Source organism: Curtobacterium sp. Csp2 (genome assembly GCF_013347165.1).
The window spans coordinates 3,773,375-3,794,876 of record NZ_CP054593.1; the positions used below are offsets into that span (position 1 = coordinate 3,773,375).

Sequence of the window (21,502 nt, forward strand, 5' to 3'; positions counted from 1 at the left end):
GCGGTCGGCGCGGTCATCGCCCGACGTCGCCCGGACCTGGTGCTCGTGCACGGGGACACCTCGGCCGCCGCGGTGACGGCGCTCGCCGCCCACTACGCGCACGTCGAGGTCGCGCACCTCGAGGCCGGGCTGCGGTCGGCTGACCTGTGGTCGCCGTGGCCGGAGGAGGCGAACCGCCGGGTCATCGGGCAACTCGCCTCGGTCCACTTCGCCCCGACGCAGCGTGCCGCCGACCGCAGCCCGGCCTCGAGGTGCGCGACCTCGACGTGCGCGTAGTGGGCGGCGAGCGCCGTCACCGCGGCGGCCGAGGTGTCCCCGTGCACGAGCACCAGGTCCGGGCGACGTCGGGCGATGACCGCGCCGACCGCCGTCATCGTCCGGGTGGCGAGGGCGGTGAGGTCCTGCCCGGGCACCGCGACGTCGAGCCGCTCGTCCGGGTCGAAGTCGAAGGTCGCGTACACGGGCTCGAGGAGTCCGGCGTGCTGGCCGGTGTCGACGACCGTCGTGTCGATCGAGCGGTCGGCGCGGAGTCGTCGCACGACGGGGGCGACCTTGATGGCCTCCGGACGCGTCCCGAAGACGACCATGACGTGCGGGTTCACCGGTGACCTCCCGGTCCGCTCGGTCGGAGCGACGAGACGTGCCGGGGCTCCTGGTGGGTGGTGCGCCGGACCGGGCCGGTCCGACGCCGTGCGCCGCGGGCGGAACCACTGCGCGGGGTGGCGATCCGCCGGGCGAGGAGCGCGGCGGACAGCGGGATGCTGACGAGGAGGAGCATGTTCAGCAGGTCGGTGACGAGCAGGTGCTTGTAGATCTCCGACGCCCCCTCCGAGAGCATCACGGCCCAGAACTGCGCCCAGGTCGCGACCGCGGTCACGACGACCGTCGCCCCGAAGGCCGCGGCACGGTCGCCGAGCTGCCGCCGCCGGAACGCGAGTCCGAGGCCGAGCGCGAGGGCGACGATCTGCAGCAGGACGATCGCGGACGGCACGGTCCCGAGGAGCGCCGACACGACCACGACGACGGGGAAGCGGTGCTCCTGCTGCCACGGCTCGGCACCGACGTCCGGCGGGTACGCACCGACGTAACCGAGCACCGGCTGCGTCATCGCCTCGAGCCCGCGGTCGGCCATCCCGACCAGTCGCGCCGGGTGCGTCGCGTAGAACAGGGCGATCCGGCCCTGGGAGACCTCCTCGGTGAACCGCGGGAAGTCCGGCCGGTGGACGGCCGCGTTCTCCGACGCCACCGTCGTGCCGCTGCTCGACGCCCAGTCGGCGGGCAGGCCGAACCAGCGGAGGTCGCCCTCGGGGTCCGGGCTGTGCGGGAGCATCTCGACGAAGACCGCGTTGTAGGTGTTGAGCAGTGTGAAGTGCCGCGGCTGGATCGCCGCGTACCCGACGGCGACCCCGGCGAGGGCGACCACGAGCGAAGCCCCGAGGAGACGGGGGACGACGCGGACGCGGGGACGCGGGCGCCCGGCGCGCGGGTCCGGGCGGCCCCGCCGGCGGCGCGCCTGCGCGACCGGGTTGCTCCGCTCCCGGCGCGCCCGCAGCGGACGCCAGAGCAGCGCGAGGGCCGCGGCGGGCAGGAGGGCGACCATCTGGGTCTTCGCGGTGATCGTGAACACCGTCGCGAGCGAGAAGAGCAGCATGCCCAGCCACGTCGGGTCGCCCCGCCGCCACATCGCCAGCAGGCAGACGACCATGGCCAGGACCCCGAGGAAGCACGCGGCCTCGGAGTACGGGGACACGAAGAACCGCGCGAAGACGCCGTCGCCGACGACCGCGACGACGAGGGCCGCGGCGATCAGCCGGAAGAGCGCACGTCCGGGCAGGAACGCCACGAAGAGCGCGACGAGCACCCCGAACACGAGCACGCAGACGATGCCGACGGCGCGGGTGTCGATGCCGGCGCCCCAGCCGAACAGCGGCGTCAGCACGACGGCCGGCCACACGAGCAGCATCTGGGACGACACGTAGGGTTCGCCGGACCCGCCTGCACCGCACGCCTCGCCCGCCCAGCGGTGCGGTACCCACTGCGTGAAGACGTACTGCGTGCTCGCGGCGTAGTCGTACGGGGCGGTGTTCGCGACCCCGAACGCGCACATCAGCCGCTGACCGTCCCCCTGGTCCCCCATCCCGACGACGGTCGGGACGAACAGGTGCAGGAGCAGCACCGCGACGGCGAGGCACCCCGCGACGACGGCCGTGGCCCAGCGGCCCCGCGGGTCCTCGGCCGGCCCACCCGGGGCGATCCACCGCCAGACGAGCAGCAGCCAGGCGCTCGCGGCCCGCCGGGAACCGCGGGTCGTCGGCGCCGACGGGGTGGCGACCGGGGCGGGGGCCGTGTCAACCACGGCTGGTCGGGAGGAACGCTCCCGTGGTGAGTCCGGCACGACTGTCTCCTCCGACGGCGCAGTGCAGTGAGTGGGTCCCGTTGGTCTGCTGCACGGCCACGCCGGTGACGAACGTGGTCGGGTAGTCCCCGACGAAGGGGGAGCACATCCGCTCGACGTCCTGCTGCGTCGGGTCCCCGGTCGTGACGTCGAGCCAGGCGTTCACGTCCTGGCTGCTGTGCGGTGCCGAGCAGGACACGGCCGTCCCGGTCGGCTCCCACGTGCCGTCCGGACGCGCCTGCTGCCGGTAGCACTGCCGGACGTCGGCGGACGAGCGGGTGGGGAGCACGCCCTCGAGCGAGCGGGTCACGGTGCGCGGTCCGCCACCGGTGCCGACGAGCCCGACGGCGCACGTGACCGCGCGGTCGCCGTCCGCCCACTCGGCGGCGGTCGGCCAGTACGCCCAGGTGGCGAGCGGGACGACCCCGTCGCGTTCCGCGGCCCCGACGAACGCCCGCGCCTGCTCGTACCCGCACAGCCGGCTCGTCAGCCGCTGCAGGACCTGCTGCGTCGGACGCTCCCGCTGGTCGGCCGGGGACCCGGTCAGCTCGGTGGTCGCGGACACCTGCAGCGTGTGCTCGTCGTCGCAGTCGACCGCAGGGGCACCCAGGCTGACCGCGGTGACCTCGGCGAGGTAGCGGAGGTCGAAGCACGTGCCGACCGGCGCCGGGGTCGAGGCGGCCGGCGGCTGACGGTCGAGCACCCCGCACCCGGCGGTGGCGCCGATGACCAGGACGGCGGCGGCCGCCCCGACGACGCGTCCGAGCGTGCGGGACGCCGACACTCCGAGCACCCGGCGCATCAGGCCCGCCGCCGTCCGGCGCGACGCACCCCGACGCCGGCGCCCACGCTGGCGCCAGCGCCCACGCCAGCGCTCGCGCCCGCCGCGTGTTCCGTGCCCGCGCGACGGCGCCCACCGTCGGCACGCCGTGCCCCGCCGGCAGCACGACGAACCCCGGGACCGCGCGTCCGGTCCGGCGCGGTCCCCCGGCGCCGACCCCGGACCGACACGACGACCTGCAGCAGCACCGCCCCGGCGAAGCCGAAGATCACGAACAGCGACCCGACGTACTCGTGCACGACGTCGAAGCCCGCCGTGCCCCAGCGCTGCAGCGCCACCGACGACCCGACGTACCGGATGACGTTGCAGGCCACGGCGATCGCCAGCGCCCCGAGGAGCGCGATGGCCGCTCGACGGAACGGCACCGAGCCGAGCAGCATGAGCACGCCGCCCAGCGCGAGCAGCGGCACGAGCAGCACCACGGTCGAGCACATCGGCGTGATCTGGATGCCGTGCACGTCCTGCGTGCCGATGCCGAAGTAGATGACGTCGACGGCCGCGTTCGACCGTCCGTCCGTGAACTGTCCGATCACCCAGGCCGTGACCTCGGCCTCGACCGTGCGGAAGGTCGGCTGGACGACGAGGAGCGCCGCGGCGAGCGCGAGGAGCAGCAGTCCGACGGCGCGGCGGGGGCCGGCGGACGGGACGACGGGGGCGGTCACGGCGTGCGACACGTCAGGCCTCCTTGGCGACGAACAGGTGGTCGGTCTCCGCGTTGCGACGGGTCTTCGCCCAGCCGTTGCGGGAGGTCAGGATGCGGGTGAAGGCCCGCGGCACGCAGACGTAGCTCTGGTACATGTAGATCCAGTAGCCGAGCGCCCACCCGAGCGTGGTGCCGAGCCCCGTCCGCTCCCCGATGTGCCGGCGGTAGATGAGCGGCCACAGCGCGAACGGCGCGATGCCGGTGATGACGACGAGCGGCAGGAGCCACCAGGCCTCGGCGAACCAGGCCCAGAACGAGCCCTCGGAGACCGATCCCTGCGCGACCATCGCGACGAACACGGTCGGCCAGAGCAGGACACCGGCCATCTGTAGGTACGGCTGGACCAGGAAGTAGCTCGCCTCGAGCGCCCCGGCGTTGGTCACGTGCGGCGAGGTGAAGATCCGCAGGAGGTACCGCGCGCACTGCATGCCGCCCTGGCACCACCGCGTGCGCTGCGTGAGCAGGCGCCGGGTGCCGGGGAGCGCCTCCTGCTCGACGTGGGTGTCGTGCAGGTACACGTTCCGGAACCCGGCGAGCATCACGTGCACGCCGAGCTCGTAGTCCTCGAGCAGCGATCCGTGCCACGGCGTCCGCTCCCCCTGGGCGATGGCGTCGAGGGCGCTGAGCCGGGTGAACTGCCCGTTGCCGCCGAGCCCGACGGAGAGCGTCCGGCCGCGCAGGCACTGCATGGCCGCGATGGTGGTGCGGAACTCGATGTCCTGCATCCGGATCAGGTACCGGGACCACCAGCGGCCGAGCCGACCGGGGGCCGCGCCGGCGGGGTCGCGGTCGTCGCGGTTCGACATCCACACCGCGGCCTGGCACGCGCCGGTCGCGGGGTTGCCGAACGCGTGGCGGCCGGCGGCCTGCCGGAGGGCGTTCTCGGCGAGGATCCCGTCCGCGTCGACGACCACGACGACGACCGCGGAACGGTCCGTCCCGGCCGGCAGCCACGCGTCGAGCTGGGCGTAGGCGGCGTTCAACGCGTCGCCCTTGCCGGTGCGCGCGGCCGGACGGCGGCGCTGCACGAGGTGCACGTGCGGATCGACCGCCGCCCGCTCGGCGATGATCGTCGCGGACCGGTCGTCGCTGTCGTCGTCGATGACCCAGACGTGCATCGCCGGGAACCGGGAGCGCATCCGTTCGATGGTCGCGCCGATCACGACCTCCTCGTCGCGGCAGGGCACGAACGCGTGCCACGTGAACGCGTCGGCGTCGCCCTCGCGGTCGGGACGGCGCCGGAGGAACGGCACGAGGATGGCGAGGACGTAGGCCAGGAAGACCACGAGCAGGACGAAGGCGAGGATCTGCGCGGACTCGGTTGCGGTCACGGTGGACGGCTCCAGGGGGTTCGAGGCCCGTGGCACCGCGTCGTGCTGTCGACGCGGTGCCACGGGAGGGGCCGACCGTGGTGAGGGGTCGACCGCAGGTGCCGGACGGGACCTGAGCCCGTCGGCGGGAGGCCGGTGGTCGCCCGAGGGAGGGCGACCACCGGCGGGGACCGCAGGGCACGCGATCGTGCGACGGTTCCCCGTGGGGTGCGACACCGTCCCGACACGGTGCCGCACCCCGAGCGGTGCGGCGGTGGATCCGGTGCGCTACCCGAGCGGGCCGGAACGCTGCTGGCGTCGTCGGTAGAGCGTCCGGATGCCGATGAAGGCCACGATCGCGATGCCCACCGCCAGCAGGAGGAACGGGCCGAAGGTGGTCTGCGACCCGGCGACGACCGCGCCGCCGGTCAGCACCGCGGGTCCGACGATCCCGCTGCCGCTGCCGGTGTACATCAGCGAGCGACCGCGAGGGCCTGACGACGACGGACCACCGTGAGGGCGAACGCCGCGGCGACGAGCAGACCGACACCGCCCGCGATCCCGGCCGAGGCGGGGTTCACGATCGGGACGGCCGCGCGACCGGCGTTCGGACCGACCGTCGCCGAGGCGATGTCGACCGTGGTGAGTGCACCGGCGTTCAGCAGTTCGACGCGGAGCGCCGTCTCCGTGAAGGCACCGTCGGCGCCGTTCGTCTTGACGTTGACGTTGAGCTGCGCGATGCCGTCGATCGCGGTGCCGAGAGCGGGCTGCACGGTGTTCGTGAGACCGGCGAGGAGCCCCGGGATCGCCGGGAGCGTCCCGATGAGCGGGATCGCGTTGACCGTGCTCGTCAGCTTGTTGACCACGGCGGCCGGCACGTACTGCAGCAGGTTGGTCCCGGCCGGCAGCTGGTTGAGGTCGCTCACCCCCGCCGCGGCGAGGATGTCGGCGAGCGTCACCTGGACGGTGCCGTCCGCACTGATCGGGTTCGTCCCGCCCAGGGCGAAGAGCGGCTGGACCGTCGAGCGGAGCGTGGCCAGGACCGGCGAGAGCACCGTCCCGCCGACCGTCAGGTCCAGGGTCGACAGGTTGTACTGCCCGGTCTGGGCGCCGCTGACGTCCTGCCTGGCCGACGCCGCGAGCGCACCGATGCGGGCGTCGAGACTGACCGGCGCGGTGGCCGAGCCGACCCGGATCTGCGCGTTGCTGTTCGCCGCCGGCGCGCCGAGCGTGGACGGCGTGACCGTCACACCGGCACCGAGCAGGCTCGGCGCCTGGCTCACCGCGCCGGAGAACGCCGACGACGACCCGTCCGCGTTCGCCACCGCGTACTGCCCGACCGCGCCGAGCTGGATGATGCCGTTGTTGCCGAACAGGTTCACGCCACCGCTCTGCAGCCCCACGGACTGCAGGGTCGTGGCGTCGAGCGGGGTGTTCGCGACGACGTCCGCCGAACCGTCCGCGTTGACGGCCGATGCACCGCGGAGCGACGCGATCGAGTCGAGGGTGCCGGTGGTGAGCAGCGTGGTCGACACGAGCCGGCCGTTCGCCTGGGAGACCACGGGCGCTGCCTGCGCCGCGGTGGGGATGAGGAGGGTGAGCGCGACTCCGAGAGCGGTCGCCGAGGCGACCCCTGCGGAGGTCGCGGCAAGGGTGTGCCGCGGCATAGGGGAAACTCCATCTGATCTCTGGGTGAGGACCCGCCTGGTGAGAGCGAGCCGTGCGGATCCGCCTGGTGAGGACGGGTCCCGACCCGCTTCCGCTGGTGAGACGGAGCTGAGCCGATCTCGACGCTAGCAGGATGCACAGGGAGAGCACGACCCCCGGTCCGTGCCCCTCTTCGGGGGTCGACGGTCGGGTCCGCTACAGCGCGGCCTGTCCGTCGGCCGCCGCGAGCGCGTTGTCGACCGCTGACCGCACCAACGCACCGAGTACCCGGCCCGGCCGCTCGACGCCGATCCCGGACAGCGTGCCGGCGGACTGGTCGACGATCGCTGTCGAGAACGACACCGCCGCACGCACGGCGTCGGCGTACGCGGGCCGGTCCTGCTCCGCGACGACGAAGGGCTCCGCCCCCATCTCGACGACCAGGGCCTGCGCGATCGGGAGCACGGGCGCCGGCGCGGTGACGGCGCAGTACGCGTCGCGGAGGCGCGTCAGGTCGACGCTCGTGCCCGTGAACGCCATCGCCGGGTGGATCGCGAGCGGGATCGCGCCGGCCGCGAGCGCCGGTGCGAGCACACCGACGCCGTGGTCCGGGCTGGTGTGCACGACGAGCTGCCCGGGCTGCCAGATCCCGGCGTCGGCGAGTCCTCGCACGAGTTCCGCCAGCTGGTCGTCGGGGACCGCGAGCAGGACGAGTTCGCTCCGCTCGACCAGGTCCGGGGTGGCCAGCACGGGGGCACCCGGGAGCATCGCCTCGGCGCGGTCGCGTCCCGCGTCCGACACGGCCGTCACCCCGACCACCGCGTGCTCCGCGTTCGCGAGCGCTGCGCCGAGGACCGGTCCCACCTTCCCCGCGCCGACGACGCCGACCCCGAGTCGTCCCGCCCTCACCGTGCGGCTCCCGGTGTCGGGACGTCGCCCCAGCCGGGAGGCGCGGTGCGGGTCGACGGGACCGTGTCGCCGGACGGGGTGGTCGCGCTGGTGCCCGACGTGGCGGGGCCGCGCCGTGCCTCCCGTTCGCGCCAGCGGTGTGAGGTGTCCGCCGCCGCCGCCTCGACCGCGCGGTGCGCGGTCTCCGACCACAGGCGCTGCGCGTCGCGCGCGTCGAGCGCACCGACGCGCGCCGAGACCGGCCCGTGCACGGTGTGCACGTGTGCCGAGGCGAGTCGCAGCCAGCGCTCGAGGGGCCCCTGCTCGACCTTGACGCTCTGCACGCGGGGCAGCGGCACGATCACGAGCGACCGCCACACCGCACCGAGCCGGAGCAGCACCGCGCCCGGCACGAACCGGTAGCCGTTGCGGCGGAAGGACAGCGGGCGGAGCCACGCGCCCCGTCGGGGCGAATGCACGAAGCCGCCGCGGTCGCCGGTCGTCGTGAGGCTCTCGTCGACGACGTCCACGGCCTCGGACGCGCCCTCGCGGAGTGCCGCGCGGGACGCCGACGGTCCGGCCACTGCCGTGCCGACGAGCCCGGGCAGGATGATGTCGAGGACCTGGCGGACGTCCTCGGCCCGGCCCACCGGCAGCACGATCGACGACGCCTGCTGGTTGTTCGACGCACCGTTCCCGGCGTTCGTCGCCCGGTTGATGCGCACGTCCCACCACCCGAACGGCCGCCACAGCAGGGGTTGCGCCACGCTGACGGCGTGGATGCGTCCCGGCGGGAGCGTCTCGTTCGACGTGGAGACGAGCCCGAAGCCGATCCGGATGCCGTCGCGGGTGTCCGCGATCGTGTACTGCAGCGACCGGGAGAACTTCCGGACGTAGTACCCGCCCGCACCGATGACGGCGGGGAACAGGCCGAACAGGATCCCGTACTCGCCGGTGAGCGCGACGCTGACGATCATCGCGGCGACCGCCAGCAGGATGAACACCGTCGTGCCGGACAGCAGCATCGAGGCGATCAGTCGACCGGGGTGCACCTTCACGACGCGGGTGGCGTGCACGGCGCCCGGGTCGAGCTCGGGCGAGAACAGCTCCTCGACGCGGTCCTGCAGCGGGCCGTACGAGGGGCGCTCCACCGCCGGGTCGTCGTCCTTCGCGCCGGATGCGAGCACGAGGATGCGGGAGCGGAGGTCGTCGGCCGCCCGGGCCCCGAGGTACGCGAGCTGCACGTTCGCGTCGTTGCCGGCCTGGGCGATCTCGAGCTTCGCCGTGCCGACGATCCGCGGGATGATCGGCCGCGAGATGTTGATGCCCTGGATCCGGTCGAGCCGGGCCCGGCGGTTCGTGCGGAAGAGCACGCCCGACCGCACCTCGACGATCTCGCCCGTGACGCGGAACTCGTGCATCCGCCACGACAGGTAGAAGAGCCCGATCAGCACGATCAGCAGCACCACGATCCCGAGCAGCACCCACCCGACGGCGCCGTGCTCCCACACGTAGCGGACCGGGTCGCCGTCGTCCTGGGGACCTGCGCCGGGGATGACGAACTCGAGCAGCTGGTCGCGGAGGTTGTTCAGCACGTACCCGAGCACGACGATGAGCACGATGCCGCCCTTGAGGAGCGGTGTCAGCGGGTGCAGGCGGTGCCACTCGCCGTCGGTCAGGGGCGCTGCGGCGGCGGCGTCGCCCTTCGTGGGCGGTGCCGGTGGCGGTGGTCCGGGTCGGAAGGTCACGGTGCCCCCTACAGCCCGGCGCGACGGGTCTCGGCGAGCTCGACGAGCCGGTCGCGCAGCGCGTCGGCGTCGGCAGCGGGGATGCCCGGGATGCGGACGTTCGTCGAGGCGGCCGCCGTCACGAACTTCAGCTCGCTCAGGCCGAGCACGCGGTCGAGCGGGCCGCGGTTCACGTCGACGAGCTGCATCCGGCCGTACGGCACCGCGGTGAAGCGCTGCCACATCAGGCCGCGGCGGAGCACCAGGTCGTCGTCGCGCAGGGCGTACCCGATCGCACGGACCCGACGGGGCGTGAGGACCGCGGTCACGAGTGCGACCACGGCCACGACGATCGCGATGAGGCTCCACACGGTGCCGGCGGTCTGGCCGAAGCCGTCGTTCAGCACCGCGAACAGCACGCAGCCGGCGGTGAGCACGAGCCCGACGAGCACCGTGCTGACGAGCTCGGTCCAGACGAGCTTCGGCGACACCCGCGTCCACGTGGTCCCGGTCAGGCCGAGGCCCGGCTCGTCGAGTCGTTCCAGCGGCATCACGGCCTCCTGCGGTCGTCGGTCAGTTCGCCGTCGTGCCGCCTCTGGGGAGGTCGTCGTCGTCGTCACCCGGGGGTGGCGCGATGCACATGCGCTCGGCGACGATCGCGCACACCACGAGCACGGCACCGCCCCCGACCGCCACGGCGTTCGGCAGGACCGAGCCTAGCGGCGGCAGCGCGGAACGGGTCAGGACGTACACCAGGAGCCCCGCGCCGAAGCCGCCGAAGAGCGCGCCCGCGATGCTCGACGCCTTCGCGAGGACCACGACGCGCGTCGCGTAGAGCGGGTCGACGGCGCGCTGCCGGGACGCCCCGTCGCGCGCGTGCCGCCGCACCGGGCGGGCCATCAGCACGACGGCGACGCCGATCAGGGCGAGGGTCGCACCGAGCGGGGTGGACAGGAACAGCGTGGGCGCCTGGCGCGAGGCCAGCACCGCGTCGAGCGCGAAGCCGGCGACGGCCGCCACGAGCGCGACGCTGACGAGGGTGGAGGCGCGGGTCGGCTTCACGCGGTCGGCTCCGGTGCGACCGGCTCCGACCGGGAGGCGCGGGCCGGACGGGAGGCGCGGGTGGGCTCGTCGAACAGGCGCGGCTCGTCGACACGCTCGGTGTCGTCCCCGACCGCCGCGAGCAGGTCGGCCACCGGGCCGGCACCCGGCAGCACGGCGTCCGGGTCGGCGTCGAGCCACGGCGCGAGCACGAACGCCCGTTCCCCGGCGCGCGGGTGCGGCACCGTCAGGGTGGTCGTGTCGAGCACGAGGTCGTCGATCGCCACGACGTCGAGGTCGAGCGTCCGGTCGCCCCAGCGCACCTCGCGGGTGCGGCCGTGCGCGTCCTCGATCCCGTGCAGCGCGTCGAGGAGTTCCTGCGGGCCGAGGTCCGTGTCGACCACGACGACGCCGTTCCGGTACCGCGGCTTCGTCGTGTCGAGGCCGTCCAGGGTCAGCGCGACCGACTCGACCTCGCGGCTCGACGCGACCGGGCGGACGCCGGGCAGGTCGGCGATGGCCCGGGCGGCTGCACGCAGGGTGCTCCCGCGGTCGCCGAGGTTCGCGCCGAGGGCGATGACCGCCCGGCTCACTCTTCTTCCTCGGACGGGACGGCACCGCCGCGGGTCCGCCGGATCGTGATCGACACGTCGCTGAACGGCACCGTGATCGGCGCCTGCGGCTTGTGCACGGTGACCTCGGTCGCCAGGGCCGCGCGGTGCGTCAGGACCGCGGCGGCGATGCGCTCGGCGACCGTCTCGATGAGGTCCACCGGGTCGCGTTCGATCTCGGCGACGACCTGCTCGGCGAGCACGCCGTAGTGCACAGTGTCGGCGAGGTCGTCGCTGCCGGAGGCCGTGCTCGCGTCGACCTCGACCGCGACGTCGACGACGAAGTCCTGGCCGTCCTGGCGCTCGTGGTCGAAGACGCCGTGGTGGCCCCGGGCGCGGACCCCGGTCAGTCGGATGGTGTCCCTCATGTACGTGCTGCCCTCCAGGCATCCCAGACGTCGAGCACGGCACGCGTCGGTGCCGGGTCGTGCACGCGGACCCCCCAGGCGCCGCGTTCGGCGGCGAGGAGGCTGATCGCGGCGGTGGCGAGGTCGCGGTCCCGCGGTGGGGCGCCGGCAGCGCTGCCGACCCCGTCGAGGAACCGCTTGCGGGAGGCGGCGACGAGCACCGGCAACCCGATCGAGGCGAAGCGTTCGTAGCCGGCCAGGATCTCCCAGTTCTGGACGCCCTGCTTGGCGAAGCCGAGGCCGGGGTCGATCACGACCTGCTCCTGCCGGACCCCGAGCACGATGAGCTCGGCGACGCGCAGCTCGACCTCGCGGCGGACCTCGTCGACGGCGTGCACGTACTCGGCGTTGCGGTACATGCGGTCGCTGTGCCCGCGCCAGTGCATCACGACGAAGCCGACGCCGGTGTCCCGGACGACCCGCACCATGTCCTCGTCGGCGAGCCCGCCCGAGACGTCGTTGACGATCACGGCGCCGGCCTCGACCGCGAGCTCGGCGGTCGCGGCGTTCATCGTGTCGACGCTCACCGCGATGCCCTCGGACACGAGCTGGCGGACGACGGGCAGCACGCGCTGCTGCTCGACGTCCACGGGGACCCGTTCGGCGCCGGGTCGGGTGGACTCCCCGCCGACGTCGACCAGGTCGGCGCCGTCCGCGACGAGCCGCCGGGCGTGCGCCGCGGCCGCGTCGTACGCCTGGTGCAGCCCGCCGTCGCTGAACGAGTCGGGCGTGACGTTGAGGATGCCCATCACGCGCGTGCCGTCGGCGACGGTCCGTCCGGCCGCGGTCCGGTCGGCGCGGGTCGACGCGGTGACGATCTCGGGCACCGGTGCCGGCGCCCGGAGGTCGATCGCGACCGTCGGGGGCTCGGCGGCTGCGGCGCGGGCGGCGAGCTCGACGTCGCGTGCCGAGCTCGCCTCGGCGAGCCGGCGCGCGCGCCTCGTCGGCAGGTCGGTCATGCCGGCCTAGGCGGGGGCGATACCGGGGTTGCCGAACGGCCGACGGCGGGGCTTCGACGGCGACTCGGTGTCGCCCTGCTCCGCCGCGGTCGAGGCGGCCTTGCCCGGGAACTCGATCGCCGGCAGGTTCGAGACCGGCCGCTTGTCGCTCGAGAGCCACTGCGGGCGCTCGGGCAGCTTGCGGACGTCCTTGAAGATCTCGACGAGCTCCGGCGCGTCCAGCGTCTCCTTGTCGAGGAGCTCGCCGGCCAGGCGGTCGAGGATGTCGCGGTTCGCGTTGAGCACCTGGTAGGCCTCGTCGTGCGCGGCCTCGAGCAGGGCGCGGGTCTCGGCGTCGACGGTCTCGGCGATGTTCTCCGAGTAGTCGCGACCGCCGTTGCCGCCCATGTCGCGACCGACGAACGGCTCGCTCGACCCGGAGCCGAGCTTGACCGACCCGACCGCACGGCTCATGCCGTACTCGGTGACCATCTTGCGCGCGGTCGACGTGGCCTTCTCGATGTCGTTCGAGGCGCCGGTCGTCGGGTCGTGGAAGACGATCTCCTCCGCCACGCGGCCACCCATGGCGTAGGTCAGCTGGTCGAGCAGCTCGTTGCGCGTCACGGAGTACTTGTCCTCGAGCGGGAGCACCATCGTGTAGCCGAGGGCACGGCCACGCGGCAGGATCGTGATCTTCGTGACCGGGTCGGTGTGCCGCATCGCCGCAGCCGCCAGGGCGTGCCCGCCCTCGTGGTAGGCGGTGATGAGCTTCTCCTGGTCGGACATGATCCGGGTGCGGCGCTGCGGGCCGGCCATCACGCGGTCGACGGCCTCGTCCAGCGCACGGTTGTCGATGAGCTGCGCGTTCGAGCGGGCGGTCAGGAGCGCGGCCTCGTTGAGGACGTTCGCCAGGTCGGCGCCGGTGAACCCGGGCGTCTTGCGGGCGAGGAGCTCCAGGTCGACGCTCGCGGCGAGCGGCTTGCCCTTCGCGTGCACCTCGAGGATCTGCTTGCGACCAGCGAGCGAGGGCGCGTCGACACCGATCTGGCGGTCGAAGCGGCCGGGGCGCAGGAGCGCGGGGTCGAGCACGTCGGGACGGTTCGTCGCGGCGATGAGGATGACGTTCGTCTTGCCGTCGAAGCCGTCCATCTCGACGAGCAGCTGGTTGAGCGTCTGCTCGCGCTCGTCGTTGCCGCCACCGATGCCGGCGCCGCGGTGGCGACCGACGGCGTCGATCTCGTCGATGAAGACGATCGCCGGGGCGTTCTGCTTCGCCTGGTCGAACAGGTCACGGACGCGGCTGGCACCGACACCGACGAACATCTCGACGAAGTCCGAACCGGAGATCGAGTAGAACGGCACACCGGCCTCACCCGCGACGGCGCGGGCGAGCAGCGTCTTGCCGGTCCCGGGAGGGCCGTACAGCAGCACGCCCTTCGGGATCTTCGCGCCGACCGCCTGGAACTTGGCCGGCTCCTGCAGGAACTCCTTGATCTCGTGGAGCTCCTCGATCGCCTCGTCCGAGCCGGCGACGTCCGCGAAGGAGACCTGCGGGTTCTCCTTGTTGTTCATCTTCGCGCGGGACTTGCCGAACTGCATGACCTTCGAGCCGCCGCCCTGGGCGCTCGAGAGCAGGAACCAGAACAGGGCACCGATGATGAGGAAGGGCAGGATGATGCCGAGGAGCGAGAGGAACCAGTTCCCCTGCTGCACGGTGTCGTTGTAGCCCTTGGGGAGGTTGGCGTCGTTGACGGCCTGGATGACCTCTTCGCCACGCGGCGTGGAGTAGTAGAACTGCTCCTTCGCGTTGCCGTCCTTGAGGGTGAGGTCCACGCGCTGCTCGGTGGAGTTCACCACCACGGAGGAGACCTTGCCGTCCGAGAGCTGCTCGAGACCCTTCTGGGTGTCGATCTGCTGGGTGCCGGACTGGCTGATCACGGCCCAGCCGATCCAGATCCCCACGATCGCGATCAGCACGTAGATGTACGGCCCGCGGAGGATGCGCTTGAAGTCCATGTGATCCGGGCACGGAGGCCCGACACCTTTCTCTGCCGGAGTTGCGTGGTCGTCAGCATACGGCCGCGACTCTGTGGCGGGGATGGGTGTCCTCTGCGGGCGAACTCCACACGCTCGACGAGTCGGCCGAGCAGGCCGACCGGACCGTCAGGAGTAGACGTGCGGCGCGAGCACGCCGATGCCGCGCAGGTTGCGGTAGCGCTCGTCGAAGTCCAGGCCGTACCCGACCACGAAGGCGTCCGGGATCTCGAAGCCGGCGTACTTCACGTCGACCTCGACCTTGGCGGCTTCGGGCTTGCGCAGCAGTGCGACGATCTCGACGCTCGCGGCCCCGCGGGACTCCAGGTTCTGCTTGAGCCACGAGAGCGTCAGGCCGGAGTCGATGATGTCCTCGACGATGATGACGTCGCGGCCGTGCAGGTCGGTGTCGAGGTCCTTGAGGATCCGCACCACACCGGACGACTTCGTGCCGGAGCCGTACGACGACACCGCCATCCAGTCCATGCGCGCCTGCATCTTGAGGTGCCGGGAGAAGTCGGCCATCACCATGACGGCGCCCTTCAGCACGCCGACGAGCAGCGGGTCCTTGCCCGCGTAGTCGCGGTCGACCGCCGCGGCGAGGTCGGCGAGCTTCGCGTCGATCTGCTCGGGGGTGAAGAGCACTTCGGACAGGTCTGCCTGGACGTCGGAGAGTTCCACCGGTCCAGGGTAACCGTCACGGCGCGGCGCTGAACGCCAGCCGGTCGCCCTCCCGAGCGGCCTGCACCCCGGGCAGGTCGATCGGTCCCTGTCCACGCCAGTCGGTGACGAGCCGGCAGACCTCGAGCGTCTGGGTGCGCGACAGCGTGACGCCGAACTCCCCCTCGACCGCCAGCCGGACGAGTCGCTGCCGGAGCGCGGGCGGGTTCGCGAGGAGCCCCGACACCGACAGCGAGATGCCCGCCTCGGCGTGCTCGGCGAGGTCCTCCGCGAGCTCCTCGGCGAAGTGGTCGAGCGCTGCCGCGTCCTCGCGGAGCTGGTCGGCCGTTCGGGCGAGCGCCTCGGGCACCCCCGCGCCGAGCTCCCGCTCGAGGGCCGGCAGGAGTGTGTTCCGCACCCGCACCCGGGTGAACGCGGGGTCGTCGTTCTGCGGGTCGTCCCACGGGGCCAGTCCGGCGGCGACGCAGGCCTGGCGGGTGGTGTGCCGCCGCACCGCGAGGAGCGGCCGGCCGTAGGCCGGTCCGTCCGCCCGCCGCACCAGCGGGGCCATGCCGGACAGCGCGTCCGGCCCGCTGCCGCGCAGCAGGCCGAGCAGCACCGTCTCGGCCTGGTCGTCGAGCGTGTGCCCGAACAGCACCAGGGGCGACCCGGTGGCGGTCGCGACGAGCGCGACGGCCGCGTGGCGCGCCTCCCGTGCGGCCGCCTCCGGACCACCGTCGGACCCGACCGCGACCCGACGGACGGTCACCGGCTCGAGTCCCAGCGACGACGCCTGCCGGGAGGCACGGGTCGCCACCGCCTCGCTGCCCGCCTGGAGCGCGTGGTCGACCACCACGGCGCCGGCCCGCAGGGCCTGCTTCGGCGCCTCGAACGCGGTCGCGGCGGCGAGGGCGAGGGAGTCCGCACCACCGCTCAGCGCGACGGTCACGAGGTCACCGTCGTGCACGATCCCGTCCTGCCGGGCCTGCGCGAGCAGGCCGCGGACGGGGCGACGGGTCTCGGCGACGGCGGGGTCGAGCCGGGGGCGCGGAGCGTTCACCCGGTAACGTTAGCCGCGCTTTCGGAACCACCGACAGCCCGATCGACAAACCAGGAGTGCAGACATGGCCGCGTACGACGTCGTCGTCGAGATCCCCAAGGGCAGCCGCAACAAGTACGAGGTCGACCACGAGACCGGTCGCGTGTACCTCGACCGCGTGCTCTTCACGTCGTTCGTCTACCCGACCGACTACGGCTTCTTCGAGAAGACCCTGGCCGACGACGGCGACCCGGTGGACGCGCTCCTCCTGCTCGAGTACCCGACCTTCCCGGGCGTGGGCGTCAAGGTCCGCCCCGTCGGCGTCTTCAAGATGAGCGACGAGGCCGGCAACGACGCGAAGGTGCTGGTCGTCCCGGCGAAGGACCCGCGCTGGGCCCACGTCCAGGACATCGCGGACGTCCCGGAGCAGACCAAGGCCGAGATCGCGCACTTCTTCGAGCGCTACAAGGACCTCGAGCCGAACAAGTGGGTCAAGGCCGAGGGCTGGGGCGACGCCGCCGAGGCCGAGGCGATCGTGCAGGCCGGCCAGGCCGCGTACGTGCCCGCCGGTCACTGACCGCCTGACACCGACGACGACGCCCGCCCTCCGATCAGGAGGGCGGGCGTCGTCGTTCGTCGCGGGGTCGCCGGGGTCTGCGCTCGGGGTCAGAGCGAGCCGGTCGGGCGGGCGACGTACGGCAGGAGCTGGCTCGGGGTCCAGATCGCCCGCTCGAGCACGCCGCGCTGCGGGTTCGCCGCCTCGACCATCATCCCGCCGCCGGTGTAGATCGAGTCGTGGTAGGCGCCGCTCACGGAACCGTTGCTCGAGTAGAACAGGATGTCGCCGGGCTGCCGCTGCGACAGCGGGACGAGCCGGCCGATCGACTGGAAGTGGTTGTACTGCCAGACGACGTTGTGGCCGCCGGTCGCGACGCCCTGGGAGCCGTAGGCCATCATCACGAGACCGGAGCAGTCCCAGACGTTCGGGCCGGCACCGCCGAAGACGTAGGCGTCGCCGATCTGCGCGCGGGCGTAGGCGATGGCGCCGGCGGCCTTGGACGGGCTGCTCTGCACCGGGGTCGGCGCGGGAGCGGGAGCCGGGGCGGGCTTCGGCGCGGGAGCGGGCTTGGGTGCCGGTGCCGGTGCCGGAGCGGGCGCCGGGTTGCTCGGCCGGCTCGTGCTCGGCTGGTTCGAGCTGGGCTGGTTGCTGCTCGGCTGGTTCGCGCTGGGCTGGTTGCTGCTGGGCTGGTTGGCGCTGGGGCTCGTGCCGCCGGACGGGGTGTTCGTCGACGGGCTGTTCGACGTGTTCGAGCCGCTCGACCGGCCACCGGTGGTCTCCGCCGCGAGCTGCGTCTCGGAGCGCTGCGCCTGCTGCGCGTTCCAGTACGCCGTCTCGACGTCGACGCTCGTGCCCTTGAGGAACGCGAGCTGGGCGAGCACCTCGGCCTGCTTCGACTGCTCCTGCTGCACGCGGGTCTGGGCGGAGCTGGCGGCGGAGTTCGCCGCGTCGAGGGCCCGCTCGGACGCGGCCGTCGCCTTCGCGAGCGCGGTCGTCGCCGAGGACTGCTGCGCGGCGAGGGCGTCGACCGTGTTCTGGTCCGCCTGGGCCTGCGCGAGCGCCGTCGCCGAGCGCTCGGACAGCTGCGACATGGTGCCGACGCGGTAGAGCAGGTCCTTCGAGTCCGACGAGTCGACGAGCATCGAGGTCGAGATGTTGCCGCCACCCGTGCGCGACAGCTCGACCATCAGCCCGGCGACCTGCCCGGCGGACTCCTTCGCCCGCTGCGCCGCGCGCTTCGACTGCGCCGTCAGGTCGTCGAGGGTGTCCTTCGCCTGCTGCTGCTCGGACGCCGCCACCGCGTACGCCTGCCCGGCCTGCATCTCGACCACCTGTGCCGCGTCCGCCGTGTCCTGCAGCGACTGCAGCCGACTCGACAGCTCGTCGACGGTCTGCTGCGCGTCGGCCGCGTCCGCCTTCGCCGCTCGGACGTCGTCCCAGCTCGGCGTGGAGGGCGCCGCGTGCGCGGGACCGACCACGACGATCGACAGACCGATGCCGAGTGCTGCGACCATCGCGGTGCAGCCGGTGCGGGTGGCGGACTTCATGGTCAGTGCCTCTCGACGGCGCGCTCGTTCATACCGAGATCCCCCGCGCGGCCATGAAGGGGACGGGGTCGACGGCGGAGCCGTTCACCCGGGTCTCGAAGTGCAGGTGGCACCCGGTCGACCAACCGGTGGAGCCGATCTTCGCGATCTGCTGGCCGGCGGAGACGTGCTGCCCGACGGACACCAGGATGCCGCCGTCGACGATGTGCCCGTACGCGGTGGAGATCCCGCCGCCGTTGTCGAGCACGACCTCGTTGCCGTAGCCGCCGCCGTTGGCCGCGAACGTCACCGTGCCGTCGTGTGCGGCGTAGATCGGCGAGTAGCAGCCGGGTGCCAGGTCGACCCCGGCGTGCAGGGCGTGGGCGTGCGTGTATGGGTCGACGCGCCAGCCGAACGGGCTGGTCTGGTAACCGCCGGCGGGACGGACCCAGCCGGACGAGGTCGGGGCACCGCCACCGGAGCCGCCGGACCCGTTGCCCGAGCCGCCGCCCTGGTTCGCCGCGGCCTGCGCGGCTGCCGCCTGTCGGGCCTGCTCGGCCGCGATCGCCGCGAGCCGGGCCTTCTCGGCCGCGACGCCCTTCTGGTAGTCCGCCTCGACGTTCTGCTCGTTCGTCGTCAGGAGCGTCAGCTGCGCCTCGAGCCGCGTCTTGTTGTCGTTCTGGGCGTCGACCGCGGTCTGTGCGTCGTCCGAGGCCTGCTGCGCCTGCTTCGCCTTCGCCTGCGCTGCCTCGGCCAGGGCGCCGAGGGCCTGCTTCGCCGACTGCGCCTTGTCCGCCAGGCCCTGGGCGACGCCGCGGTCCTGGGTCGCCTGGGCGTAGATGCCGTCGGCCTGCTCGGTGAGCTTCGACATCGCGCCGAGCTCGTAGAGCAGGTCGCTCGACGAGGACGGGTGCGTGAAGATGTCCGTCGTCACGTCGTCGCCGCTCGCCCGACCGAGCTGGGCGGCGAGCTGCCCGGCCTGCGCCTCGGACTGCTTCGCGGTGCGCTCGGCCTCGTCCGCCTGGGACTGCAGCGTCTGGTGGGTGAGCGTCGCCTCGTCGAACTTCGTCTGCGCCGTCTGGTAGGCGGTGCCGGCGGCCTCGGCCGCCTTCTGGGCGGCCGACGCCTTCGTGGTGAGGTCGGCGAGGAGTGCCTTGATCTCGGTGACCTTCGCCTGCTGGGCGGCCTGCGATGCCTTCGCGGCCTGCACGTCGTCCCAGCTGGGGTAGCTCGTCGCGGACGCCGAGGTCGCGGGCGCCAGGGCACCGAGCGCGCCGGCTGCGAGCGCGACGGCGACCGCGGCGGCGAGGACGCGGCGGCGGGGCAGACGGGAGAACAGGGGTGCAGTCGTCATGAGTCTCGATTTCGTAACAGCGCGGCATGGCTCACGCACGTAACACTGTCAACAGACGCAACAGTAACAACAGGGGTCGCAGCAGGGACACCCCCGTGCGAGGGTGCCTGGCCGTCGACGATGCTCGCACTCCCCCACCGATCGAACCCGTCTCCGCAGCGCGACACGCCGGGGATGCACGTTCCGGGGCGCTCGATTTGTGCATCGCCCGGGGCATCCGTATGCTTGTCCATCGGTAGCGCACGGCGCAGCTTGCGGCCCTATCGTTTAGTGGCCTAGGACACCGCCCTTTCACGGCGGCAGCACGGGTTCGAATCCCGTTGGGGTCACTCCACGTGAGTGAGCAAGCGACCGAGCAACACCGAGGAGTACACACAAATACACATGGCCCTGTAGCGCAGTTGGTTAGCGTGCCGCCCTGTCACGGCGGAGGTCGCGGGTTCAAGTCCCGTCAGGGTCGCCACGGCTGGATAGCTCAGTTGGTAGAGCGTTCGACTGAAAATCGAAAGGTCCACGGATCGATGCCGTGTCCAGCCACGGTGAAGAGCCCCTCACGAGAGTGAGGGGCTCTTTTGCGTTCCCGGGGGTGTGCTCGAGGCTCGGCCTCGCAGCTCGGCGTGCCGCCGCACAACCGGAAGCACGCCGCGCCGCGCAGTTCCGCGGTGTCGCGTGCTTCCGGTCGTGCTGAGCGACGGAGACCCGCCGCGGGCCTAGGCCTCGCGGGTCTTCGGGCTGCTGTCGTTCGTCTTCGCCGGGTCGCGTTCGACGACCGAACCGAGGGCGTCGTCGATCCGGGACATCAGCTCCGCGGGGATCGTGACCCCGGCAGCGCCCGCGTTGTCGTGCACCTGCTCCGGCCGCGAGGCGCCGATGATGGCCGACGCGACGTTCTGGTTCTGCAGCACCCAGGCGACCGCGAGCTGCGCCATCGACAGGCTGAGCTCGTCCGCGATCGGCTTGAGCTCCTGCACCGCGGTCAGGACCTCGTCGTTCATGAAGCGCTCGATCATCTTCGCGCCGCCCTTGTCGTCCGTGGCGCGCGAACCCTCCGGCAGCGGCTGCCCGGGCTGGTACTTGCCCGTCAGGACACCCTGGGCGATCGGGGACCAGACGATCTGCGAGATGCCGAGCTCCTCGGAGGTCGGGACGACCTCGCCCTCGATCACGCGCCAGAGCGCCGAGTACTGCGGCTGGTTCGAGATGAGCTGGAACCCGAGGTCCTTCGCGAGGGCGTGCCCGGCGCGCAGCTGCTCGGCCGTCCACTCCGAGACGCCGACGTACAGGACCTTGCCCTGCCGGACGACGTCCGCGAAGGCCTGCATGGTCTCCTCGAGCGGGGTCTCGTGGTCGAACCGGTGCGCCTGGTACAGGTCGACGTAGTCGGTCTGCAGCCGCTCGAGGGAGCCGTCGATCGATTCGAGGATGTGCTTCCGGCTCAGCCCGGTGTCGTTGTGGCCCTTCGGACCCGTCGGCCCGAAGACCTTCGTGGCGATCTCCAGGGACTGCCGGCGCTCCCCCTTCAGGGCTTCGCCGAGGACGGTCTCGGCGCCGGTGTTCGCGTAGACGTCCGCGGTGTCGAAGGTCGAGATGCCGACGTCCAGGGCGGCCCGGACGCAGGCGATCGCCGCGTCGTTCTCGACCTGGGAGGCGTGGGTGAGCCAGTTGCCGTACGTGATCTCGGACACCTTGAGGCCCGAGTCGCCGAGGTAGCGGTACTCCATGTGCGTGTCACTCCTGTCGTGGAGCGCGTCGGTGCGCCCCGACCCGTGACGGTAGTCCGCAGTCCTCGTACTGCGTCCCACCGACCACGTGACGACCGGTA

General features: G+C 72.7%; 21 protein-coding genes, 3 tRNA genes and 1 pseudogene. 5 read left to right on the forward strand and 20 right to left on the reverse strand.

All coding sequences use genetic code 11. From position 1 onward, the window contains the following. Positions 1-45 precede the first annotated feature (45 nt). Entirely contained in the window at positions 46-276 is a 231-nt protein-coding gene (locus tag HUN59_RS18320) for a UDP-N-acetylglucosamine 2-epimerase (protein WP_254630084.1), read from the forward strand. Here the strand turns inward: HUN59_RS18320 and HUN59_RS19885 are convergent. From HUN59_RS19885 to tilS, 17 genes and pseudogenes are all read right to left on the reverse strand, one after another. Further along, positions 240-587 (reverse strand): annotated as a pseudogene (locus tag HUN59_RS19885) (UDP-N-acetylglucosamine 2-epimerase); the annotation flags it as partial. The gene HUN59_RS18320 and the pseudogene HUN59_RS19885 overlap by 37 nt on opposite strands. Positions 588-598: 11 nt before the next feature. Next, entirely contained in the window at positions 599-2,356 is a 1,758-nt protein-coding gene (gene wsfD / locus HUN59_RS18325; RefSeq protein ID WP_174779198.1) for a glycan biosynthesis hexose transferase WsfD, read from the reverse strand. After that, positions 2,349-3,197, reverse strand: coding sequence for a septum formation family protein (locus HUN59_RS18330; protein ID WP_174779199.1), 849 nt, complete (start codon positions 3,195-3,197; stop codon positions 2,349-2,351). Before HUN59_RS18330 ends, wsfD begins: the two co-directional genes overlap by 8 nt. Continuing rightward, entirely contained in the window at positions 3,197-3,910 is a 714-nt protein-coding gene (xrtS, locus tag HUN59_RS18335; RefSeq protein WP_174779200.1) for an exosortase S, read from the reverse strand. Before xrtS ends, HUN59_RS18330 begins: the two co-directional genes overlap by 1 nt. 1 nt (position 3,911) lies before the next feature. Continuing rightward, positions 3,912-5,270, reverse strand: coding sequence for a glycosyltransferase family 2 protein (locus HUN59_RS18340; protein WP_058742263.1), 1,359 nt, complete (start codon positions 5,268-5,270; stop codon positions 3,912-3,914). Positions 5,271-5,537: 267 nt separating this feature from the next. After that, a complete protein-coding gene (locus tag HUN59_RS18345) occupies positions 5,538-5,723 on the reverse strand; it encodes a hypothetical protein (RefSeq protein ID WP_058742264.1) in 186 nt (61 codons plus the stop codon). Then, the gene (locus HUN59_RS18350; protein WP_174779201.1) at positions 5,723-6,916 is read right to left on the reverse strand and encodes a PVV-CTERM domain-containing choice-of-anchor G protein; all 1,194 of its coding nucleotides are present in this window, start codon (positions 6,914-6,916) and stop codon (positions 5,723-5,725) included. The genes HUN59_RS18345 and HUN59_RS18350 overlap by 1 nt, the downstream gene beginning before the upstream one ends. Positions 6,917-7,112: 196 nt before the next feature. Beyond that, positions 7,113-7,805, reverse strand: coding sequence for a Rossmann-like and DUF2520 domain-containing protein (locus HUN59_RS18355; RefSeq protein ID WP_241490200.1), 693 nt, complete (start codon positions 7,803-7,805; stop codon positions 7,113-7,115). Then, complete coding sequence (locus HUN59_RS18360; RefSeq protein ID WP_174779202.1) at positions 7,802-9,532, reverse strand: PH domain-containing protein; 1,731 nt, start codon at positions 9,530-9,532, stop codon at positions 7,802-7,804. Before HUN59_RS18360 ends, HUN59_RS18355 begins: the two co-directional genes overlap by 4 nt. Before the next feature lie 8 nt (positions 9,533-9,540). Further along, positions 9,541-10,062: a PH domain-containing protein gene (locus HUN59_RS18365; protein ID WP_058742270.1), complete on the reverse strand. Its 522-nt coding sequence runs from the start codon at positions 10,060-10,062 to the stop codon at positions 9,541-9,543. Positions 10,063-10,084: 22 nt separating this feature from the next. Next, entirely contained in the window at positions 10,085-10,573 is a 489-nt protein-coding gene (locus HUN59_RS18370) for a DUF3180 domain-containing protein (protein WP_144805168.1), read from the reverse strand. Continuing rightward, positions 10,570-11,145: a 2-amino-4-hydroxy-6-hydroxymethyldihydropteridine diphosphokinase gene (folK, locus tag HUN59_RS18375; RefSeq protein ID WP_174779203.1), complete on the reverse strand. Its 576-nt coding sequence runs from the start codon at positions 11,143-11,145 to the stop codon at positions 10,570-10,572. Before folK ends, HUN59_RS18370 begins: the two co-directional genes overlap by 4 nt. Further along, positions 11,142-11,531 (reverse strand): dihydroneopterin aldolase, encoded by a 390-nt coding sequence (gene folB, locus HUN59_RS18380; protein ID WP_141859758.1) that lies wholly within the window; start codon positions 11,529-11,531, stop codon positions 11,142-11,144. The genes folK and folB overlap by 4 nt, the downstream gene beginning before the upstream one ends. Then, positions 11,528-12,529, reverse strand: a complete 1,002-nt coding sequence (gene folP, locus HUN59_RS18385; RefSeq protein ID WP_254629942.1) for a dihydropteroate synthase — start codon at positions 12,527-12,529, stop codon at positions 11,528-11,530. The genes folB and folP overlap by 4 nt, the downstream gene beginning before the upstream one ends. Positions 12,530-12,535: 6 nt before the next feature. Continuing rightward, positions 12,536-14,524 (reverse strand): ATP-dependent zinc metalloprotease FtsH, encoded by a 1,989-nt coding sequence (gene ftsH, locus HUN59_RS18390; protein ID WP_058742467.1) that lies wholly within the window; start codon positions 14,522-14,524, stop codon positions 12,536-12,538. Between the two features lie 147 nt (positions 14,525-14,671). Then, entirely contained in the window at positions 14,672-15,223 is a 552-nt protein-coding gene (gene hpt / locus HUN59_RS18395) for a hypoxanthine phosphoribosyltransferase (protein WP_058742466.1), read from the reverse strand. Between the two features lie 16 nt (positions 15,224-15,239). Beyond that, the gene (gene tilS / locus HUN59_RS18400) at positions 15,240-16,262 is read right to left on the reverse strand and encodes a tRNA lysidine(34) synthetase TilS (RefSeq protein WP_174779204.1); all 1,023 of its coding nucleotides are present in this window, start codon (positions 16,260-16,262) and stop codon (positions 15,240-15,242) included. A 64-nt stretch (positions 16,263-16,326) separates the two neighbouring features. Between tilS and HUN59_RS18405 the strand changes: the two genes are divergently transcribed. After that, on the forward strand, positions 16,327-16,818 hold the full coding sequence (locus HUN59_RS18405; protein WP_058742464.1) for an inorganic diphosphatase: 492 nt from the start codon (positions 16,327-16,329) through the stop codon (positions 16,816-16,818). An 89-nt stretch (positions 16,819-16,907) separates the two neighbouring features. Here the strand turns inward: HUN59_RS18405 and HUN59_RS19890 are convergent, their stop codons facing one another. Further along, complete coding sequence (locus HUN59_RS19890) at positions 16,908-18,347, reverse strand: C40 family peptidase (RefSeq protein WP_174779205.1); 1,440 nt, start codon at positions 18,345-18,347, stop codon at positions 16,908-16,910. Positions 18,348-18,375: 28 nt separating this feature from the next. After that, positions 18,376-19,680: a M23 family metallopeptidase gene (locus HUN59_RS18415; RefSeq protein WP_058741622.1), complete on the reverse strand. Its 1,305-nt coding sequence runs from the start codon at positions 19,678-19,680 to the stop codon at positions 18,376-18,378. A gap of 256 nt (positions 19,681-19,936) precedes the next feature. Here HUN59_RS18415 and HUN59_RS18420 point away from each other — a divergent pair. The 3 genes from HUN59_RS18420 (at position 19,937) to HUN59_RS18430 (ending at position 20,217) form a co-directional block, all read left to right on the forward strand. Beyond that, positions 19,937-20,009 (forward strand) — tRNA-Glu (locus HUN59_RS18420). Between the two features lie 57 nt (positions 20,010-20,066). After that, positions 20,067-20,143: transfer RNA gene (locus tag HUN59_RS18425), tRNA-Asp, on the forward strand. Between the two features lies 1 nt (position 20,144). Beyond that, positions 20,145-20,217 (forward strand) — tRNA-Phe (locus HUN59_RS18430). A 173-nt stretch (positions 20,218-20,390) separates the two neighbouring features. On the opposite strand, the gene HUN59_RS18435 is transcribed toward HUN59_RS18430, so the two are convergent. Then, positions 20,391-21,401, reverse strand: coding sequence for an aldo/keto reductase family protein (locus tag HUN59_RS18435; RefSeq protein ID WP_174779206.1), 1,011 nt, complete (start codon positions 21,399-21,401; stop codon positions 20,391-20,393). Between the last annotated feature and the right edge of the window lie 101 nt (positions 21,402-21,502).

Coding starts and splice junctions, on each gene's coding strand:
- HUN59_RS18330 (WP_174779199.1), bottom strand. CDS start 3,197: ATGCGCCGGGTGCTCGGAGTGTCGGCGTCCCGCACGCTCGGACGCGTC.
- HUN59_RS18345 (WP_058742264.1), bottom strand. CDS start 5,723: ATGTACACCGGCAGCGGCAGCGGGATCGTCGGACCCGCGGTGCTGACC.
- HUN59_RS18350 (WP_174779201.1), bottom strand. CDS start 6,916: ATGCCGCGGCACACCCTTGCCGCGACCTCCGCAGGGGTCGCCTCGGCG.
- HUN59_RS18365 (WP_058742270.1), bottom strand. CDS start 10,062: ATGCCGCTGGAACGACTCGACGAGCCGGGCCTCGGCCTGACCGGGACC.
- folB (WP_141859758.1), bottom strand. CDS start 11,531: ATGAGGGACACCATCCGACTGACCGGGGTCCGCGCCCGGGGCCACCAC.
- folP (WP_254629942.1), bottom strand. CDS start 12,529: ATGACCGACCTGCCGACGAGGCGCGCGCGCCGGCTCGCCGAGGCGAGC.
- ftsH (WP_058742467.1), bottom strand. CDS start 14,524: ATGGACTTCAAGCGCATCCTCCGCGGGCCGTACATCTACGTGCTGATC.
- HUN59_RS18405 (WP_058742464.1), top strand. CDS start 16,327: ATGGCCGCGTACGACGTCGTCGTCGAGATCCCCAAGGGCAGCCGCAAC.
- HUN59_RS19890 (WP_174779205.1), bottom strand. CDS start 18,347: ATGAAGTCCGCCACCCGCACCGGCTGCACCGCGATGGTCGCAGCACTC.
- HUN59_RS18415 (WP_058741622.1), bottom strand. CDS start 19,680: ATGACGACTGCACCCCTGTTCTCCCGTCTGCCCCGCCGCCGCGTCCTC.
- HUN59_RS18435 (WP_174779206.1), bottom strand. CDS start 21,401: ATGGAGTACCGCTACCTCGGCGACTCGGGCCTCAAGGTGTCCGAGATC.